Here is a 17,587-nt window from a genome sequence, read left to right on the forward strand (position 1 = left end):
CGCGTCAGCGAATGTCGTCAGGCTGACTGTCTGGGTTTTCTATCAGGAAAGGATAACGCATGACCCGCGCACCGCTTGAAACGCTTTCAGGCACGGCCTGGGACGTGGTGGTCGTAGGCGCGGGCGCGGTTGGCTGCGCCGCTGCCCGCGAACTCGCCGGACGAGGATTTAAAACCCTGCTGGTGGATCGGGGTGATATCGGCGCGGGCACGTCTTCGCGCTCCAGCCGCATGCTGTATTCCGGCGTGGGTTATCTGGCTCCGGACTTTCCGCTGTGGCAGATACCGTTCCGGCCGCTGGCCGTCTGGAAGCGGTTCCTTTACGCGCGCAACATCATGCACTGCCGGGCGGAGCTGGTTCGCGACATGCCGCACCGCCTGACGAAGCATCGCTTCCAGTATCCTTTCCGCGCCGGAGACCGGTATCCGCATTGGCTGATCGAGTTCGGTTTCCGGCTCATGGAAACGGTTGCCAGCCGCAACGTTCCGCTGGCGTTTCGTCGGTTGTCGCCGGAGCAGGCCGCCAAAGAAAGCGCGATGGTGGCGGGTCTTGGCGGACCGGTGTCCAGCGTCGGCGTTTTCGAGGAGTTCATGTACGCATGGCCTGAGCGCATCTGCGTGGATACGGCGCTGGATGCCGAGCGTCGCGGCGCAACGATCCGCACTTATGCGAAAGTAAGCGGCATCGAACAGCGCGGCAGCACGTGGCACGTTACACTGGATGAGGAGGCCCCCGACGCCACCGGGCGGGCGACCGTTACCGCGGCTGCGGTCGTCAATGCCGCTGGCCCGTGGGTTGACCGTGTGCCGGGCGGCGGCGCCAGTGAAACCAGACGGGTGCTTGGGCGCAAGGGCGTGAACGTGATGATACGCCTGCCGGATGCCTGGCGCGGTCAGGGGTTGGAGGCATTTTCCAGCAAGGGCGAAACCTTTTACGTGTTTCCGTGGGGTGATTATCACTTCATCGGCCCCACTGAGCTTGTCGTCACTGAAGACTCGGATGATGTCCGCGTGCTGGAGACAGAGGTCGACTATATTCTCGGTGAGGCCAACCTGCTGTTCCCCAAGCTCGCGTTGACCCGCAAGGATGTGCAGCATGCGTGGTGCGGCGTGCGGCCCATGTCCACGGAAGATGGCGAAACGGTCAGCTTGCCCGTTCGCGCTATCGAAGATCCGGCCAAACCGGGGCTGGTGACGATGACCGGCTCCTACATCATGATGCACCGCCATGCCGGACGTCTCGCCGCCAGAGCGGTTGAGAAAGTGCTGGGCAAACGCGGCGCACCGACCAAAGGCATGCTCGCTGGAATCGACGGCAACGATGTCAGCCGCATCGTCCGGGAGGAACATGTCGTTCGTCTTGTCGATCTCGTCCGCCGCCGCTTGCCGGATGGCCTCGATCCATCTCTTGGACGCGACCGGGCGGAGGAGCTGTCGCACATCGCGGCTGCGGCTGCCGGGTGGTCTGAAGAGCGCCGGCGGAAAGAGCTGGATTACTTCGATGAGAACACGGCCCGGGTTTACCAGCGCGTGTGATGCCAGCCCTGTTTTGAAACAGAGATAGAAGGAGTTTCCCTATGACTCAGGTTCTTACGGTTGTTCGTCAATCCGGTGAGGCGACGTTGACGGATTTCGCCCCGGCAAAATTGCCTGAGGGCGACGTCATCGCAAGCCAGGCGACAAACCAGCATCAGGAGGCGGCCGATGTCGGTGCAAGCGTCGGCATCTGGGAAAGCACGCCCGGTGTTTTCCGCCGTCATCTCAAAAACCGCGAGTTCAGCCATATCATCAGCGGTTGGTGCACCTTCACGCCGGATGGCGGTGAGCCGGTCGAGCTGCATCCGGGCGACGCCGTCTTGTTCCCGGCCGATTGCCAGGGCGTCTGGGACGTGAAGGAAACGCTGCGCAAGACCTATGTCCTGTTCTAGAGCGTCCCTTGATCCGACAGGATCATCCGGTCGATAGAAGCGGTTCGACATTAAAAATCAGACCATGGCCACGTTTAGTCAAACAGAGCCGTGGTCTGGCAGGGTGGCGTGCCAGGTGAATGTGGCTCATGCCCCAAAATCGAGAGGATCAGCCGGCAGTGGAGGCCGTTTGCGACTATGTCAATCGCCCAGATTTCGAGTCCCGTCGATCCTGTTTCGACCGTCTGCGGCCGCTTCCTCGAAGCGCTCGCGGCGCGCGGCTTTGAAGGGGAGATAGAGACCGATTACGCGATCCGGACGGTGCTCGCGACGGATAACTCCATTTATCATCGCATGCCGCAGGCCGCCATTTTTCCTCGGCATGGGCAGGATGTGCAACTCATCGCCGAGCTGCTGGCGCTGGCGGAGTATCGGACGATCGTCGTCGCCCCGCGCGGTGGCGGCACAGGCACGAATGGCCAGTCCTTGACCGAAGGCATCGTCGTCGATCTTTCCCGGCATATGAACCGGATTCTCGAAATCAACGCCGAGGAAGGCTGGGTGCGCGTGCAGGCGGGGGTTGTGAAGGATCAGCTCAATGCCGCGCTCAAGCCATACGGCCTGTTCTTTGCGCCGGAGTTGTCGACATCCAATCGCGCCACCATCGGCGGCATGATCAACACCGATGCCAGCGGGCAGGGCAGTTGCACTTACGGAAAAACGCGGGATCACGTGCTGGCGCTCGATTTCGTGCTGATGGGCGGCGAGCGGATTCAGAGCCACGCCATGGACCGCGCCGAGCTGGATGAATGGTGCGCGCGGCAGGATCGGGCCGGAGAGGTTTATCGCACCGCCCGCCGCATCAGCGAGGAAAAGGCGGAGCTGATCACGGAAAAATTCCCGAAGCTCAACCGTTGCCTGACGGGCTATGACCTGGCGCATTTGCAGGTGCCGGATGGCCGGTTCAATCTGAACAGCGTGCTGTGCGGGGCGGAGGGCTCTCTGGGTTTCGTGGTCGAAGCACGGCTGAATGTGCTGCGGATTCCCAAGCACACGGTTCTCGTCAACATTCGCTACGCCGGATTTATGGACGCGCTGCGCGACGCAAGAGCGTTGCTCGTGCATAAGCCGCTGTCAATCGAGACGATCGACTCGCGGGTTCTGCTGCTCGCCATGCAGGATATCGTCTGGGCAACGGTCGCCGATTACTTTCCCTCGGAAGTCGGCCGGGAAACACTGGGCATCAATCTGGTTGAGTTCAGTGATGACGATCCGCAGCGCCTCGATGAGACCGTGGCGCGCTTTGTCGATCACCTGCGTCTGGACACCAGCGTCGAGCGCCTTGGCCATACGCTGGCGATTGGCCATGATGCGGTGAAGCAGGTTTATGCGATGCGCAAGCGCGCTGTCGGGCTTCTTGGCAACGTCAGCGGCGAGGCTCGCCCGCAGGCGTTTGTCGAGGATACGGCGGTGCCGCCGGAAAAGCTCGCCGATTTCATTGCCGAATTCCGCGCGTTGCTTGACAGTCATGGTCTGCGATACGGCATGTTCGGGCATGTCGATGCCGGTGTGCTGCATGTGCGGCCGGCGCTCGACATGAAAGATCCAGCACAGGCAGCGCTGATCCGCCCCGTGTCGGATGCGGTGGCCAAGCTCACGCAAAAATATGGCGGGCTGCTGTGGGGTGAGCATGGAAAGGGCGTTCGCTCGGAATATGCACCGGCGTTCTTTGGCGCGCTTTATCCGTCTTTGCAGGAGCTTAAAGCCGCCTTCGATCCTCACAACCAGTTCAACCCCGGCAAGATCGCGACCCCGCTGGCGGTCGCGGCGCGGTTGCTGACGATCGACGGTGTTCCCCTGCGCGGCGAGTTGGACCGGCAGATCGATGAGCGCGTCTGGCGCAGCTACGGCGCGGCCATGCACTGCAATGGCAACGGCGCATGTTACAATTTCGACCTCGATGACGCTATGTGCCCATCGTGGAAGGCGACCCGCCAACGGGTGCAGTCACCCAAGGGCAGGGCTTCCCTCATCCGCGAGTGGCTGCGGCTGCAACAGGCCGCCGGGGTGGATGTGCTGGCTGTTGCCAGGCAAAGGTCGTCGCCGGTGTCGGGGTTCGTTCCGCGCCTGCGCAACAGCTTCAACGCGTGGCGCGGCGACCCGGATTTCTCGCATGATGTTTACGATGCGATGGCCGGATGCCTGTCGTGTAAATCGTGCGCCAGCCAGTGCCCGGTGAAGGTCAATGTACCGGAGTTCCGCTCGCGTTTTCTCGATCTCTATCACCGCCGATACATGCGTCCGCTGCGGGACTACATGATAGGCTCGCTCGAATTCACCCTGCCATACCTTAGCAAGGTCCGGGGTGTTTATAATCTGCTGATGGGCAGCAAGCTCGTCGGCGCTCTTATCGAGCGTCTCTTTGGCATGGTCGACAGCCCGACTTTCAGTCGGCATGACTTCGTTGCCACGTTAAAACGCTGCCGTGTTCGCCCGGCGACGCCGCAAGCGTTGGCGGCCTTGTCTGAGGCGGAGCGGTCGCGGAGCGTCATTTTCGTCCAGGATGCATTTACCCGTTATTTCGAGACGGAGCTTTTCTCCGCCTATATCGAGCTGGCGTTTCATCTTGGTTATCAGGTCTGGCTCGCTCCGTTCAGGCCCAATGGCAAGCCTTTGAACGTGCAGGGGTTCCTCCATAAATTCGCAAAAGCTGCCAGCCGCAATGCTTTGTCCTTGAACGCCTTGTCGGGCCACGGCATTCCCCTTGTCGGGCTCGATCCGGCGATGACGCTGGTGTACCGGCAGGAATACGCTTACGTGCCGGAGGTCGGCACGCCGCCGCCGGTTCTGCTGCCGCAGGAATGGCTGGAACAGGCGCTGCCGCCGGGAACGCCGGATCAACCGGGCAAGGTCTTCCGGCTCTTCGGGCACTGTACCGAAAAAACAAGTATTCCCGAGAGCAGCAGCCGCTGGGAGCAGTTGTTCCTGCGCCGTGGATTGCAACTGCGCACGGAAGCCACCGGATGCTGCGGCATGTCTGGCACCTATGGCCATGAGGCCCGGAACGCCGCAACCTCAAAGGTGATCTTCTCCCAATCGTGGCAGCGCAAGCTGGCGGCCGTACCTGAGCAGGTGGAGCCGCTGGCCACGGGTTATTCCTGCCGCAGTCAGGTCAAGCGTTTCGAAGGCCGCCGCCTGCGTCATCCGGTGGAGGCGCTGCTCGATGACGTGCGCGGCAGGACGCACGCCGCCTGACGGATAACTGGTTCCGGCTGCATGCGTATCGCGGCACGTCAGGACCATTCTAGTAATTGTCATCGACGTAATAGCCGGTCTCAGCCTGTCACGATAGGCCTACTCCGGGGACAGTCGGCCAGTTGTGGGAACAAGAACATGTATCGCGGATTTTGGTATGCGCAGGCACTTGACCTGGACAGTCATCTCGCACCGCCGCTTCAGGGGAACATAAGGGCTGACGTCTGCATTATAGGCGGCGGATATCTGGGCCTGTGGTCCGCGATCCGGCTCAAGAAAGCCAACCCGGCCCAGTCGGTTGTCGTCATCGAGCGCGATCGCTGCGGCGCCGGGGCCAGCGGCCGGAATGGCGGCGACGCGGCCAACTGGTGGCCAAAGTATTTGTCCCTTGTCAGCATTTGCGGTGAGCCGGAAGCACGGCGCATTTGCGAGGCCGCGGCATCCGCCATCGACGAAATCGGTGAGTTCTGTGCCGAGTACGGCGTCGACGCGCAATATCGCAAGGAAGGCTGGCTGTGGGCTGCCAGCAACGAGCGCCAGATCAACTCCTGGCAGGGGCTGGTCGAGAGCCTTGATAAGTATGGCGTCAATCCCTTCCGCCCGGTGAGCCGGGAGGAAATGCAGTCGCGCACGGGTTCTCCGCGCACGCTTGAGGGGCTTTTCGATCCCAACGCCGCCACCGTGCAACCGGCCATGCTGGCACGCGGACTGCGGCGTGTCGCGCTTCAGCTTGGTGTGACGATCTATGAGAAGTCGCCGCTGGTGCATCTGGAGCGCTCGACGGAGCCGGTGGTCAAGACCGATCGGGGCCAGGTGACGGCGAAAAAGGTCGTCATCGCCATGAACGCCTGGGGCGCGCAGTTCCCGGAGTTGCGGCGGATGATCGCCGTCATGTCGAGCGATATGGTCGCGACGGCCTCGGTCAAGGAAAGGCTTGATGCCACCGGGTTCAACACAGGCGTCGCCATCACGGATTCCCGCACGGTGCTCAATTACTGGCGCAATACGCCGGATGGCCGCATCGTGTTTGGCAAGCCGCTGGGCCAGTTCGGCTTTGGCGGTCGCGTCGGCAATCTTTATGAAAAGCCGACCCCTGCTGCCGACAAGGTGGCGGCTGTGCTGCGCTCCTTCTATCCGCAGCTTGCGGATGTGCCGATTGTCAGCTCATGGACCGGTCCTCTCGACCGGGCCATGAAGGGCATTCCGAATTTCGGATATCTCGGCGGCCATCGCGGCATCGTCTACGGCATCGGTTTTTCCGGCAGCGGTATCGCCACCACGGTTTTCGCCAGCAAGATCATCAAGTCGCTTGTCGAGGAGGCGAACGACGAATGGTCCAACTGCGGGCTTGTCGACCAGAAGATGCAGCTTTTCCCGCCGGAACCCTTCCGCTACGTCGGCGCGCATCTCGTGCGCGATGCACTGGTGCGCAAGGAAGCGTTGCAGGATGAGAACCGCAATGCTGGCCCGATAACAAACTTCCTCGCCAGCCTCGCGCCGGCCGGCTACGTCCCGAATAAAAAGTAAGTGGGATCAATTTGTATGAGCGAGCACATCGTTTTTCTCGACAGTGAAGGTATTGGGCCGACCGTTAAACTGCATGAGCCGTCTTTTCCGCACACCTGGAAGAGCTACGCCTATACGCAGCCCGAGGATGTCGTCGAGCGCCTGCGCGATGCAACCATCGTGATGACATGCAGCGTGCCGCTTCGCGAGGAACACCTGCGGCAGTTGCCCAAACTCAGGATGATCTCACTCGCGCTGACGGGCACGGACATCGTCGATGTCGATTACTGTCATGCGCACGATATCGTGGTGACGAACGTGCCCGGATATGCCGAGAACACGGTGGCGGAGCACACACTGTCGTTCATTCTCGACCTCATGCGCCGCACGTCCGGTTATCACGATCTCCTGCGCAAGGTTCATCGCGGTGAGATCGAGCCGAAGAACATCTATTTCGATTATCGCGTGAGGGATATTCGCGGCAAGGTGCTCGGCATCATTGGCAGCGGGCCGATTGCGCGGCGCCTGGCCGAACTGGCCCGATGCTTCGGCATGACGGTCTATTATCAGGACTTCTTCGGCCGTCTCAAAGGCGACGAGTTTCTGCCCTTCGACCGTCTGCTCGACATCAGCGACGTCATATCGATCAATTGCCCGCTGACGGATGAAACCCGCAACCTGTTCGATGACGACGCATTCTTGCGCATGAAGCAGGACGCGATTATCGTCAACACCGGGCGCGGCGGCATCATCAACGAACAGGCTTTGATCAGGGCATTGAAGGACAACCGCATCGCCGGAGCCGCCATCGACGTGATCGAGAACGAGCCTGTGCGCCCCGACGATCCGCTTTTCGAATTGATCGACCGTCCCGATTTTATCCTGAACCCGCACGTCGCGTGGAGCAGTGAAGACGCCATGCAGGGGCTCATCGACAGGGCTGTCGGCAACATCGTCCAGTTCGTTGAAGGCAAGGAGCCCGAGGGCGCCGTTCGGAGGGAAAACACATGACTGATACGATCAAATCGAGCTTCATCAATGGCGAGTTCGTAGCCGCGCATGAGGCTGGCGGCGTGCTGGAAAACCTCAATCCATCCAATCCGGGTGAGGTTGTCGACCGTTTCGCGCGGGCTGACGCCGAACTGACCCATCGCGCCATCGCGGCTGCGAAGGCCGCGAGCCGCGAATGGGCGCGCAGCACCCCCCAGCTCCGCGCGGACATTCTCGACCGTATCGGCACCGAGATCCTGGCGCGCCGTGAGGAACTCGCCACACTGCTGGCGCGCGAGGAGGGCAAGGTCGTTCGCGAGGCGCTCGGCGAGGTGGACCGCGCTGGCCGCTCGTTCAAGTTCTACGCGCAGGAGGCGTTGCGGGCGAACGGCGAAAAGTATGACTCCGTACGCGAAAACGTTGGCATCGATGTCACCACCCAGCCGGTGGGTGTCGTCGGCATCATCAGCCCGTGGAACTTCCCCATTGCAATTCCGGCGTGGAAGGCGGCCCCCGCGCTTGCCTTCGGCAATACGATCGTGTTCAAGCCCGCGGAGCTTGTGCCATCTTCGGCATGGGCGCTGACGGATATCATCGCGCGCTCTGGCCTGCCCGCCGGGGTGTTCAACACGGTCATCGGGCCGGGCCGCACTGTGGGTGACGCCTTGCTGCGCTCTCCCGACGTCGATGCCATCACGTTCACAGGCTCGGAGAAAACCGGGCGGCATGTGGCTGGAATCGCTGCGGAACGTCTGGTGCGGGTGCAACTGGAGATGGGCGGCAAAAACCCGCTCATCGTGCTTGACGACGCCGATCTCGATCTTGCCGTCGAGGTGGCTGTTCAAGGCTCGTTCTATTCCACCGGCCAGCGGTGCACGGCCAGCTCGCGCCTGATCGTGACGGACGGCATCCACGACCGTCTCGTGGAACGCATTGCCGAAAGAACCCGGCAACTGCGCATCGGCGATGCGCTCGACCCCGCAACAGACATTGGCCCGGTGGTTGACCCCGGTCAGCTTGAACAGAATCTCTCTTACGTCCGGATCGGTGTCGACGAAGGCGCAAAGCTCGTGCTTGGCGGGCAATATCTGGAGAATGACAGAAAAGCGTATCACTTCTCGCCGGCTCTGTTCACGGATGTCCAGCCGGGTATGCGCATCTACCGCGAGGAGATTTTCGGCCCCGTCCTCAGTGTGCTGCGCGTCAGGAACTATGATGAAGCCTTCGCGGCGGCGGAAGATACGCCGTTTGGCTTGTCCGCCGGCATCGTCACGACTTCATTGAAATATGCCGAGCATTTCAAGCGCAACTCTTCGGCCGGCATGATCATGGTGAACCTGCCGACCGCTGGTGTCGATTATCACGTGCCATTTGGTGGCAACAGGGGCTCAAGCCTTGGGCCGAGGGAGCAGGGCACTTACGCGCGCCAGTTCTTCACACGCGTCAAGACATCCTACCAGCTCGCTTGAACACCTGCTGCCCCGGCATCCACGTTTGGTGCCTCAGTTGGCAAGAGCGCCGCAGATTTCATCGGATTTGGCCAATATTCTGTCGGTCAGCCGGTTGATGTGGATGCCGTCGGGCGCGTGGAACGATTCCTGCGATGTCAGAGGGCCGGGCGCCTCCGCCACGTTTGCGGTCACGATGGGTGACGTGGGGTGCCAGTCCTGCGGGAACAACTCGATGCGCCGGCATTTTCCGGCGTCACAGGCGTCGTTCTCAATGGCGTTGAACGCGGCAATCGCCGTTGCGGAGAACTCGGGGTTATCGGTTTCCCGCAACGGTGGCACCTGCGATATGACGATGGGCGTGGCCTCCCATTGCGGGATCGATAACAGCTCATCGAAATTCCGCCGGAAGCGGTTCAGGCTTCTGTCACTATTGGGGGCGCGTTTGAGATGGGCGTCATTCGTGCCCACCGAGATCAGAACCAGCTTCGGCGGCCTGATCTTTGCCGCTGTGAGGAACGGCACGACCTCTGCAAGTGTGGCGCCGGAAAGACCGGCGTTGAGCGTCGGCAACCCGCAGAGCTGGGGAAGATAGAGCCGCTCGACGTGTGAATCGCCGGCAAGCAGGATGTAATCGCCCTCTATCTGCTCCGCCTGCGCCTCAACGGTCCGAAGCCGCACGAGGGCGTAGCCGTCCCGTGGCTTGGGTGCTTCGGGCATAATGAGCGTCCATGCGAGAGCAACGCCAGCCACTGCGATAACGCCAAGTCCCATCAGGGTTTTCGTGGTTCGCGAATAGGGCGGCAGGCCGCGCGGCGCGATCATCGACCAGCGGCACCGCATCCGGCCAAAGGGGTAAGCGTGCATTCATGTCTCCTTCATGAAGCGGCACGATTACCGACGTTTGTTTCCGGCTTATTCAGCCCGCGAGTGAATTTGTTTCCCGATTGTTTTTGCCGAGGTGTCAGAAACAGTCAGAAACACAACGTTATCGCGTTTGAACATGTATTCATATTGTATTCACTATAATATCTGCGTCAGCCTTTGGCGTTTTTCTCGATGATAGGTTTCAGGCCAAGTTCCGGATAGCGTTCATTGACGCCCATCACGTCCCTGTTCAGCTCCGCGATGATCCAGTCCTGCACATCGGCAACGATAGGGCGCAAGGGTTTTTTGCGTGAGCGCAGAAACAGGCATTGGCGCTGAGTCACGATCAGCCATGGCCTTGCGGGCACAAGCGCGCCGGTGCTCAACCAGTGCGCGATGACGTTCAGCCAGCCGAAGGCGACGCCCTGCCCAAGCAAAGCGGCCTGCACCACGATGGCGTAGTCGAGAAACTTCATCGAATCGTTGACGTTGCCCGGCACGAACAGGTTCGACCATGCCATGCGCATATCATCGAGATGCGCCAGCTTGTCGATTTCCTGACACCACGAGCCATCACGCAGATGATTGTCGCGATAACTGTTGTTGCTGATCGGAATCAGGATTTCGGGGATGATATAAGCGGCTTCATGCAAGGCGTCCGGGCCTGACCCGAAACGCATGCCGATATCAACGTCGTGAACTTCGCCCGCCAGTTCTCCCATGACGAGCTGAAACCGCAGGTCGACTTTGGGAAACGCACGTTTGAAATCCGCCATGCGCGGCATCATCCAGTGCGTCGTGAAGCCGGTCGAAGCCGAGAGGGTAATGGTCTCAAGGCCGGTCTTGTGATCCTCGATTTCGCGCAAGGCGTTATCGATACCTGAGAATCCTTGCGCGATGGCGTCGAACAGAATGCGTCCCGGCGCGGTCACATCGACGCCGCCTGGCTGGCGCACGAAAAGCGCGATTCCGAGGTGTTCCTCAAGGCGCGAAATCATGCGGCTGACAGCCGCCGGAGTCACGTTAAGCTCCTCCGCCGCTTTGGAAAAATTACAGAACCGCGCAGCTGCCTCGAAGGTGAAGAGGCTGTTCATGGAAGGGAGGCGACGTCTGAGCTTGTCCATTACACCATGTAACATCAGGGTGGATTATTTTTCAATTGCACGGGTAATTAATCTTTGGTGAAGTCAGTCAATAACGCGATCAGCGCTATGACAAGAATAAAGGGGAACGCGGCGCGCTTCAGAGGCTGTAAAATGGTCCGGCCTGCCGCGATTTTGTGCGAGTTTTCGCTAACAAGATGGTCAGTTGCATAGTTATGCTTCTGAACTGACAACCTGTAGTGGAATAGCATGTCGAAATTATCATTTCGGGAGCCTGTTGGCGTATCAGTACGCTCAGCAACGAAATCTTACGATGACTTTTTGGCGCTCGATAATGTCAGCCTTGAGGTCGCGCCGGGTGAATTCGTTTCCATCCTTGGGCCATCGGGCTCCGGCAAGACCACGTTTCTCGGCATTCTGGGGGGCTTCGTTCAGCCGACATCCGGCAGCATCCATCTTGGAACAGTGGATATTACATATGCGCCGCCCCACAAGCGGGACATCGGCATCGTTTTTCAGAACTACGCCCTTTTTCCGCATATGAATGTGGCCGACAACATTACATTTCCGCTGCGGGCGCGGCATGTGCCCAAGTCACAGTGGGCCGACAAGCTGGAAGGTGCGTTGGCGATGGTCGAGCTGTCCGGGTATGGCCAGCGGCAGATCCATGAGCTTTCAGGCGGCCAGCGCCAGCGTGTGGCGCTGGCAAGGGCCATGATCTTCGAGCCGCGCCTCATTCTGATGGACGAGCCACTTTCGGCGCTCGACAAGCAATTGCGCGAGACGATGCAGATCGAACTCAAGCAACTGCACCACAAGCTTGACGCCACGATCATCTACGTCACCCACGACCAACGCGAGGCGCTGACGATGAGTGACCGGGTGGCGATCATGAACAAGGGCCGCATCGCCCAGATCGATACGCCGGAACGCCTGCACGACTGGCCGGCGGATTCCTTCGTGGCGAGCTTCATCGGCGAGGCGACGCTGTTGCCGGTCGTGCGCAAAAGTGCCGACACGGCAGCGCTTGGCGATACGCTTCTGCGCTCCACCCAGCCGGTGCCGACGGGCGACAAGCTGTTTCTCGCGGTGCATTCGGAAAAGCTCATAGTTTCGGACGGCAATCACGACACGAATGTCAACGTGTTGCATGCCACCGTGAAGGACACGCTCTATCAGGGCGAGAGCATCCGCGTTTTCATCACGCTCGATACCGGCGGCGAACTCAGCCTGCGGCTTCCGAGCAACCATTCTGGCCGGCGGCTTCTGAAGCAGCCTGGCGAACCGATTACGGTTCTGCTGCACCCGGACGATACCGTCGTGGTGCCGCAGGCGTAACGCGCTTCCGGGAGGGCGTGACGCCGGCTTCCCGGAGACGATCTTGGCAAAAGACATCGAAACTTTCGGGCGGGCAGGCGTTCGCCGATGGCACGCGTGCGCCCGGGCTATTGCTGAAAGGGATCATCATGAAGATCACGAATTTCAAGGTACTGACGTTCGACGTCGTGGGGACGCTGATTGACTTCGAAAAGGGTGTGCTGGACGCTGTCCGCGCCCTCGGCGGCGAAAAGGCCAGCCAGGCAACCGACGATGAGATTTTTCAGCCCTACCTGCGCGGGCGTGAAAAATTCTATGGCCGCTCGTCTTCGGCAATGAAGGATGTCTATCTCTCGCTCGCCAACGAGGCCGGTTTCAACAATGACGACGCCACCGCCGATGCGTTTCAGCTCGCCGTCCTGCGTTGGCCCGCTTTCGCCGACTCCGCCGAGGCATTGGCCCGGCTGCGCAAGAACTTCCGCCTTGTCGCGATGACGAACGCTGACCGCACGGCTTTCTCCGCTTATGCCGAAACGCTGGGTAACCCTTTCCATGATGGCGTTACCTGCGATGAAACCGGCTACGCCAAGCCCGCGCCCGAGTTCTTCGCCTTCAACAAGGGGCGTCAGTCGGCCCTTGGTTACAAGCAGTCGGAGATCCTGCACGTGGCGCAGAGCCAGTACCATGACATTGGCATCGCCCGTTCGCTTGGTTACGCAACGTGCTGGATCGAGCGCCGGCAGGGGCTGAAAGGCTTCGGCGGTACGCCCGAGCCGCGTGAGGTGACGAAGCCCGACTTCCACTTCTCCAGCCTGAAGCAACTCGCCGATGCCGTCGACGCGGAACTCGGCATCACGACCAGGGCCGCGGCCTGACGTCAGAACAATCGGTGCCGAACATGAACTCCATACCGCCATTTCCCGACGTTCACTCTCTCTGGCAGGATACGGCTGTCGAGCGTCCGGCATTCGGACGCCTGACAGGGGATCATCACTACGATGTCGCGATCGTCGGCGGCGGTTATACGGGGCTCGGCACCGCGCGTTATCTCGCCATGGCTGGCCTTCAGCCGGTGGTGCTGGAAGCCAGCCGCATCGGCTGGGGCGCAAGTGGCCGCAACGGCGGTGTCGTGTCCGGCAAGTTCCGCATCAGCTACCCGGACATCGCCAGCCGGTTCGGCAAGGACACGGCACGGCGCATGCATGATCTTGCGCTGGAGGCCATCGACCATGTCGGCGAGTTGACGCGTGCCTACGACATAGAATCAGCCGATTATCGCCCCAACGGCTCGTTGCGCTGCGCCCACAACGCGTTGACGTTCAAGGCTTTGCAGGATGAGACCCTGTGGCTTGAACGCGAGCTGGGCGATACCGGCTGCTCGATCCTGCAGGCCGGGGAGGTGGCGGAGGAAACCGGCTCGCGAGACTTCGTCGGCGGGATGCTGAACACCCACGGCGGCATCATCCACCCGCTGAACTTCGTGCTCGGACTGGCGGGAGGCCTCAAAAACGACGGCGTGGCGATTTTCGAGCAGTCGCCCGTCACCGGCATTCAACAAAACGGGCAGGGTGTTGTCGTTCGAACGCCGACAGGAACGGTGACGGCGCGGCAGGTGGTGATCGCAACCGATGGTTATTCCGATCTCACCTCCGCCACGGCCCCGGTGCGCAAGGCGATCATTCCCTTCCGCTCGGCGATGATCGCCACCGCTCCGCTTGCCGGAACCCCCGGCGAGCCTTTGCTGAAGACCGACCGCAGCTATACCGAGACCCGGCGCATGATGCGTTGGTTCCGCAAGTATGACGGCCGGCTTTTGTATGGCGGCCGGGGTGCGTTCGGAAAGCAGGATTCAGAAAGTGCTTTTGCCGCGCTGCGCAAGGCAATGGTGCGGCAGTTTCCTGAACTGGCATCGGTGAGTGTCACGCACCGTTGGTCAGGGCTGGTCGCGATGACGCTGGACAGTCTCCCCCATGTCGGAAGGCTGGATGAGCGTGTCGTCTACTGCGTCGGATACAACGGCACGGGCGTTGCCATGGCCTCCAACATGGGACGATATGTTGCCGGAATCGTGACCGGAAAAGCAGTCGACGCAGGATTGATATCGGCGCTGCCGCTCAGGAACGTGCCATTCTACGGCCTGCGGGAACCTGCCGTGCGGCTCGTTGCGGGGTGGTATCAGTTTCTGGATGCAGCAGGGCGTTGATGCATGCTCACCAGCCGGTTGTATGCAGTATGTCCAGAATGAAGAAAGGGTAATGCGGATATAGAGTTGTCCACGCTTTGATAAAAATGAAGTGTTCGTGTTCGTGCTTTACGTCATTCCAAATAATAACCAGAGGAGAACAACGATGCGCATGAAATTCACGACGGTTGCCTTGCTGTCTTCCGTGGCCATGCTGGCCGCAGGGGCGGTGCAGGCGCAGCAGATAACGTTCGTCTCGCAGGGCGGCGCTTATCAGGAGGCGCAGACAAAGGCCATTTTGAACCCGGTTGCGGAACTGCTCGGCATCACGATCCGGCAGGATAGTTCGCCGGATGCCTGGCCGGTGATCCGCACGCAGGCGGCGACGGGCAAGCCGATCTGGGACGTGATCGACACCCCGACCAAGGACTGCATCCGCGGCGGGGAGCAAGGCTTCATCGAGAAGCTCGATTTCGCGCAGATTCCCAATGCCTCGGACCTGCCGGATGACTACAAGAGCCCGTATTCTGTGGCCTACGAGTTCTATTCCAGCGTTCTGGCCTACAACAAGGACAAGTATGGCGATAAGCCGCCGCAGGGATGGGCCGATTTCTGGGACGTGGAGAAGTTCCCCGGCACGCGCGCGCTGCGCAATCATCCGCTCGCCACGCTTGAGGCGGCGCTGATCGCAGACGGCGTGCCGCGCGACAAGCTGTATCCGCTCGATGTGGATCGCGCCTTCCGCAAGCTGGGCGAGATCAAGCCGCATATCACAGTGTGGTGGACATCCGGCGCGCAGTCCGCCCAGCTTCTCGCCGATGGCGAGGCCGATCTCGTGATGGCGTGGAATGGCCGTGTCGCCGCCGTGGAGAAGGAAGGTGCGCCAGTCGGCTACACCTTCAACGACGGCTTGCTGCAATTCACGTCGCTGTGCATTCTCAAGAACGCGCCCAATCCCGATACGGCGGTCAAGTTCGTCAATGCGGCGTTGACGCCCGAAATCCAGGCCAACTTCCCGACCTATATCGATTACGGCCCGGCCAACCCCGCAGCCTACGATACGGGTAAGATCAGCCCGGAGCGCGCGGCGCAGCTTCCAAGCTCGCCGGCCAACGCGGCTGTGCAGGCGCTGGTCTCCGAGGAATGGTGGAGTTCGCCGGAGGGCGAAGAAGCGCAGCGGCGCTGGGCCTCGTTCATTCAGCGCTGACGGTCTCCGGTGCGGACGCTGCTGCGATCCGCACCGGCTGTTCCACTGACGGGCGGCGATCCCGGTCCGGTTTCCGGGCCACGATCCGGGCTGCGCCGTTCACCCCCCTACACGCTCACTATCGGGAGGGACATCCATGGCCGTTTCCCATACGGGTCCCGAAATACTTCATGAACGCCGGGAGCAGCGGCTGACCTTGTTGCTGCTGGCGCCAGCTCTTGCCATCGTCATCTGCCTGCTCGTTCTCCCGTTGCTCTGGCTCGCCTGGCAATCCATTCGCGCCGACGGGGGCTTCACGCTGGTCAATTACCAGCGGTTTCTGACGGACGACATCTATCTGATATCGTTCCTGCAGACATTCCGGATCGCCATAATCGTGACGGTGGTGACGCTGTTGCTCGGTTATCCGGTCGCCTACGCGGCCTCGATGGCCCCGCGCCACTGGAGCGTCCTCATTCTGGCCGCCGTGGTGCTGCCTTTCTGGACGAGCGTGCTGGTGCGCGCTTATGCTTGGCTCATCCTGCTACAAAGGCGCGGCCTCGTGAACTCGGCGTTGATGGACATGGGGTTGATCGACAGCCCGCTGCTGCTGGTCAACAACGAGTTCGGCACCGTCCTCGCCACCATTCACATCCTGCTGCCGTTCATGGTGCTGCCGCTCTATGCCACCATGCAGAAGATCCCGCGTGAGCTGACGATGGCTGGCTCCAGCCTTGGCGGCAGTCCCGTATTCGTCTTCACGCGCGTTTTTCTGCCGTTGTCCATGCCAGGCGTCATCGCGGGCATGGTGCTGGTGTTCGTGCTGACACTGGGCTTTTACATCACGCCGGAGTTGCTCGGTGGCGGGCGCACTTTCATGGTGTCCATGCTGGTGTCGCGCAATATCGAAATCTATCACGAATGGGGCGCGGCCTCGTCCATCAGCGTGGTGCTGCTGCTCAGCGTCTTCCTGATCTTCCGCCTGTCGACAAAGCTCGTTCCCTTCGAGCGCATCATGGGTACGAGGTGAGCCAATGACACTCTCCCGCTCGGTTCTTTATGGCTTCGTGGCGCTGGTGCTCGTCTGGCTGATGATCCCTGTCGTCATCATCGTGCCCATGTCGTTCTCGGATTCACGCTTTCTGGCCTTCCCGCCGCCTGCCTGGTCACTGCGCTGGTATGAAGCCTATCTCGGCAACGCAGCGTGGATGCAGGCAACGCGCGTCAGCCTGATCGTGGCGGTGGCCAGCGCCGTCATCGCCACTGTTCTGGGCACAGCGGCCGCTTACGCGCTCAACATGACGTCGTCGCGGCTGGTGCGTAACCTGCAGGTGATCCTGTTCCTGCCGCTGGTGGTGCCCATCGTCATCACCGCCGTCAGCATCTTTTTCGTCTATGCCAATGTCGGGCTGCTGGCGACGATGACCGGGCTCATTCTGGCCAATGTGATGCTGGGACTGCCTTATGTGGTGACGGCGGTGCTTGTCGGGCTGCGCAAGTTCGATCCGGCGCAGGAAATGGTATCGCGCAGCCTCGGTATGAACCGCTTCAGGACGTTCTTCATCGTTACCCTGCCGCAGATCCGTCCCAGCGTGATCTCCGGCACGCTGTTCGCCTTCATATCGGCACTCGATGAAACGGTGGTGGCGCTGTTCATCTCCGGCGGTGAATACCAGACGCTGACGAAGCGCATGTTCACGGCGCTGCGCGACGAGATTGACCCGACCATCGCGGCCATCAGCTCGCTGCTGACTGCAACGTCCTTCATTCTGGTGATGCTGCTGTCGCTGAATGCGCGCACCGGCGGCAAGAAGTGAGGCGGATGGA

Annotated in this window: 14 protein-coding genes; 12 read left to right on the forward strand and 2 right to left on the reverse strand. The window is 60.9% G+C overall.

Features of this window, described 5'->3' with window-relative positions:
* Positions 1-59 precede the first annotated feature (59 nt).
* The 6 genes from FHS81_RS12945 to FHS81_RS12970 all read left to right on the forward strand — a co-directional run bounded on the left by FHS81_RS12945 (position 60) and on the right by FHS81_RS12970 (position 9,126).
* Complete coding sequence (locus FHS81_RS12945; protein ID WP_183753574.1) at positions 60-1,535, forward strand: FAD-dependent oxidoreductase; 1,476 nt, start codon at positions 60-62, stop codon at positions 1,533-1,535.
* Positions 1,536-1,576: 41 nt separating this feature from the next.
* Complete coding sequence (locus FHS81_RS12950; protein ID WP_183753576.1) at positions 1,577-1,927, forward strand: cupin domain-containing protein; 351 nt, start codon at positions 1,577-1,579, stop codon at positions 1,925-1,927.
* A 177-nt stretch (positions 1,928-2,104) separates the two neighbouring features.
* Complete coding sequence (ydiJ, locus tag FHS81_RS12955) at positions 2,105-5,161, forward strand: D-2-hydroxyglutarate dehydrogenase YdiJ (protein ID WP_183753578.1); 3,057 nt, start codon at positions 2,105-2,107, stop codon at positions 5,159-5,161.
* A gap of 138 nt (positions 5,162-5,299) precedes the next feature.
* Positions 5,300-6,688 (forward strand): NAD(P)/FAD-dependent oxidoreductase, encoded by a 1,389-nt coding sequence (locus tag FHS81_RS12960; RefSeq protein WP_183753580.1) that lies wholly within the window; start codon positions 5,300-5,302, stop codon positions 6,686-6,688.
* A 15-nt stretch (positions 6,689-6,703) separates the two neighbouring features.
* Positions 6,704-7,678, forward strand: a complete 975-nt coding sequence (locus FHS81_RS12965; protein WP_183753582.1) for an NAD(P)-dependent oxidoreductase — start codon at positions 6,704-6,706, stop codon at positions 7,676-7,678.
* Positions 7,675-9,126, forward strand: coding sequence for an aldehyde dehydrogenase family protein (locus FHS81_RS12970; RefSeq protein WP_183753584.1), 1,452 nt, complete (start codon positions 7,675-7,677; stop codon positions 9,124-9,126). Before FHS81_RS12965 ends, FHS81_RS12970 begins: the two co-directional genes overlap by 4 nt.
* A gap of 33 nt (positions 9,127-9,159) precedes the next feature.
* Here FHS81_RS12970 and FHS81_RS12975 read toward each other — a convergent pair whose 3' ends face one another.
* Positions 9,160-9,972, reverse strand: coding sequence for an SGNH/GDSL hydrolase family protein (locus FHS81_RS12975; protein WP_183753586.1), 813 nt, complete (start codon positions 9,970-9,972; stop codon positions 9,160-9,162).
* A 170-nt stretch (positions 9,973-10,142) separates the two neighbouring features.
* Positions 10,143-11,096 (reverse strand): LysR family transcriptional regulator, encoded by a 954-nt coding sequence (locus FHS81_RS12980; protein ID WP_183753588.1) that lies wholly within the window; start codon positions 11,094-11,096, stop codon positions 10,143-10,145.
* Between the two features lie 228 nt (positions 11,097-11,324).
* On the opposite strand from FHS81_RS12980, the gene FHS81_RS12985 reads away from it, so the two are divergent.
* From FHS81_RS12985 to FHS81_RS13010, 6 genes are all read left to right on the forward strand, one after another.
* Positions 11,325-12,413 carry an ABC transporter ATP-binding protein gene (locus tag FHS81_RS12985; RefSeq protein ID WP_183753589.1) on the forward strand — a complete coding sequence of 363 codons (1,089 nt, stop codon included), beginning with the start codon at positions 11,325-11,327 and terminating at the stop codon, positions 12,411-12,413.
* 128 nt (positions 12,414-12,541) lie between these two features.
* Positions 12,542-13,267 (forward strand): HAD-IA family hydrolase, encoded by a 726-nt coding sequence (locus FHS81_RS12990; protein WP_183753591.1) that lies wholly within the window; start codon positions 12,542-12,544, stop codon positions 13,265-13,267.
* 23 nt (positions 13,268-13,290) lie between these two features.
* Positions 13,291-14,595: an NAD(P)/FAD-dependent oxidoreductase gene (locus FHS81_RS12995; protein ID WP_183753593.1), complete on the forward strand. Its 1,305-nt coding sequence runs from the start codon at positions 13,291-13,293 to the stop codon at positions 14,593-14,595.
* 145 nt (positions 14,596-14,740) lie between these two features.
* Entirely contained in the window at positions 14,741-15,781 is a 1,041-nt protein-coding gene (locus FHS81_RS13000) for an ABC transporter substrate-binding protein (protein WP_183753594.1), read from the forward strand.
* 136 nt (positions 15,782-15,917) lie between these two features.
* Positions 15,918-16,790, forward strand: coding sequence for an ABC transporter permease (locus tag FHS81_RS13005; RefSeq protein WP_183753596.1), 873 nt, complete (start codon positions 15,918-15,920; stop codon positions 16,788-16,790).
* A 4-nt stretch (positions 16,791-16,794) separates the two neighbouring features.
* Positions 16,795-17,577 carry an ABC transporter permease gene (locus FHS81_RS13010; RefSeq protein ID WP_183753598.1) on the forward strand — a complete coding sequence of 261 codons (783 nt, stop codon included), beginning with the start codon at positions 16,795-16,797 and terminating at the stop codon, positions 17,575-17,577.
* Positions 17,578-17,587: the final 10 nt, after the last annotated feature.

The organism is Pseudochelatococcus contaminans (assembly GCF_014195635.1).
GTDB classification, from domain to species: domain Bacteria; phylum Pseudomonadota; class Alphaproteobacteria; order Rhizobiales; family Beijerinckiaceae; genus Pseudochelatococcus; species Pseudochelatococcus contaminans.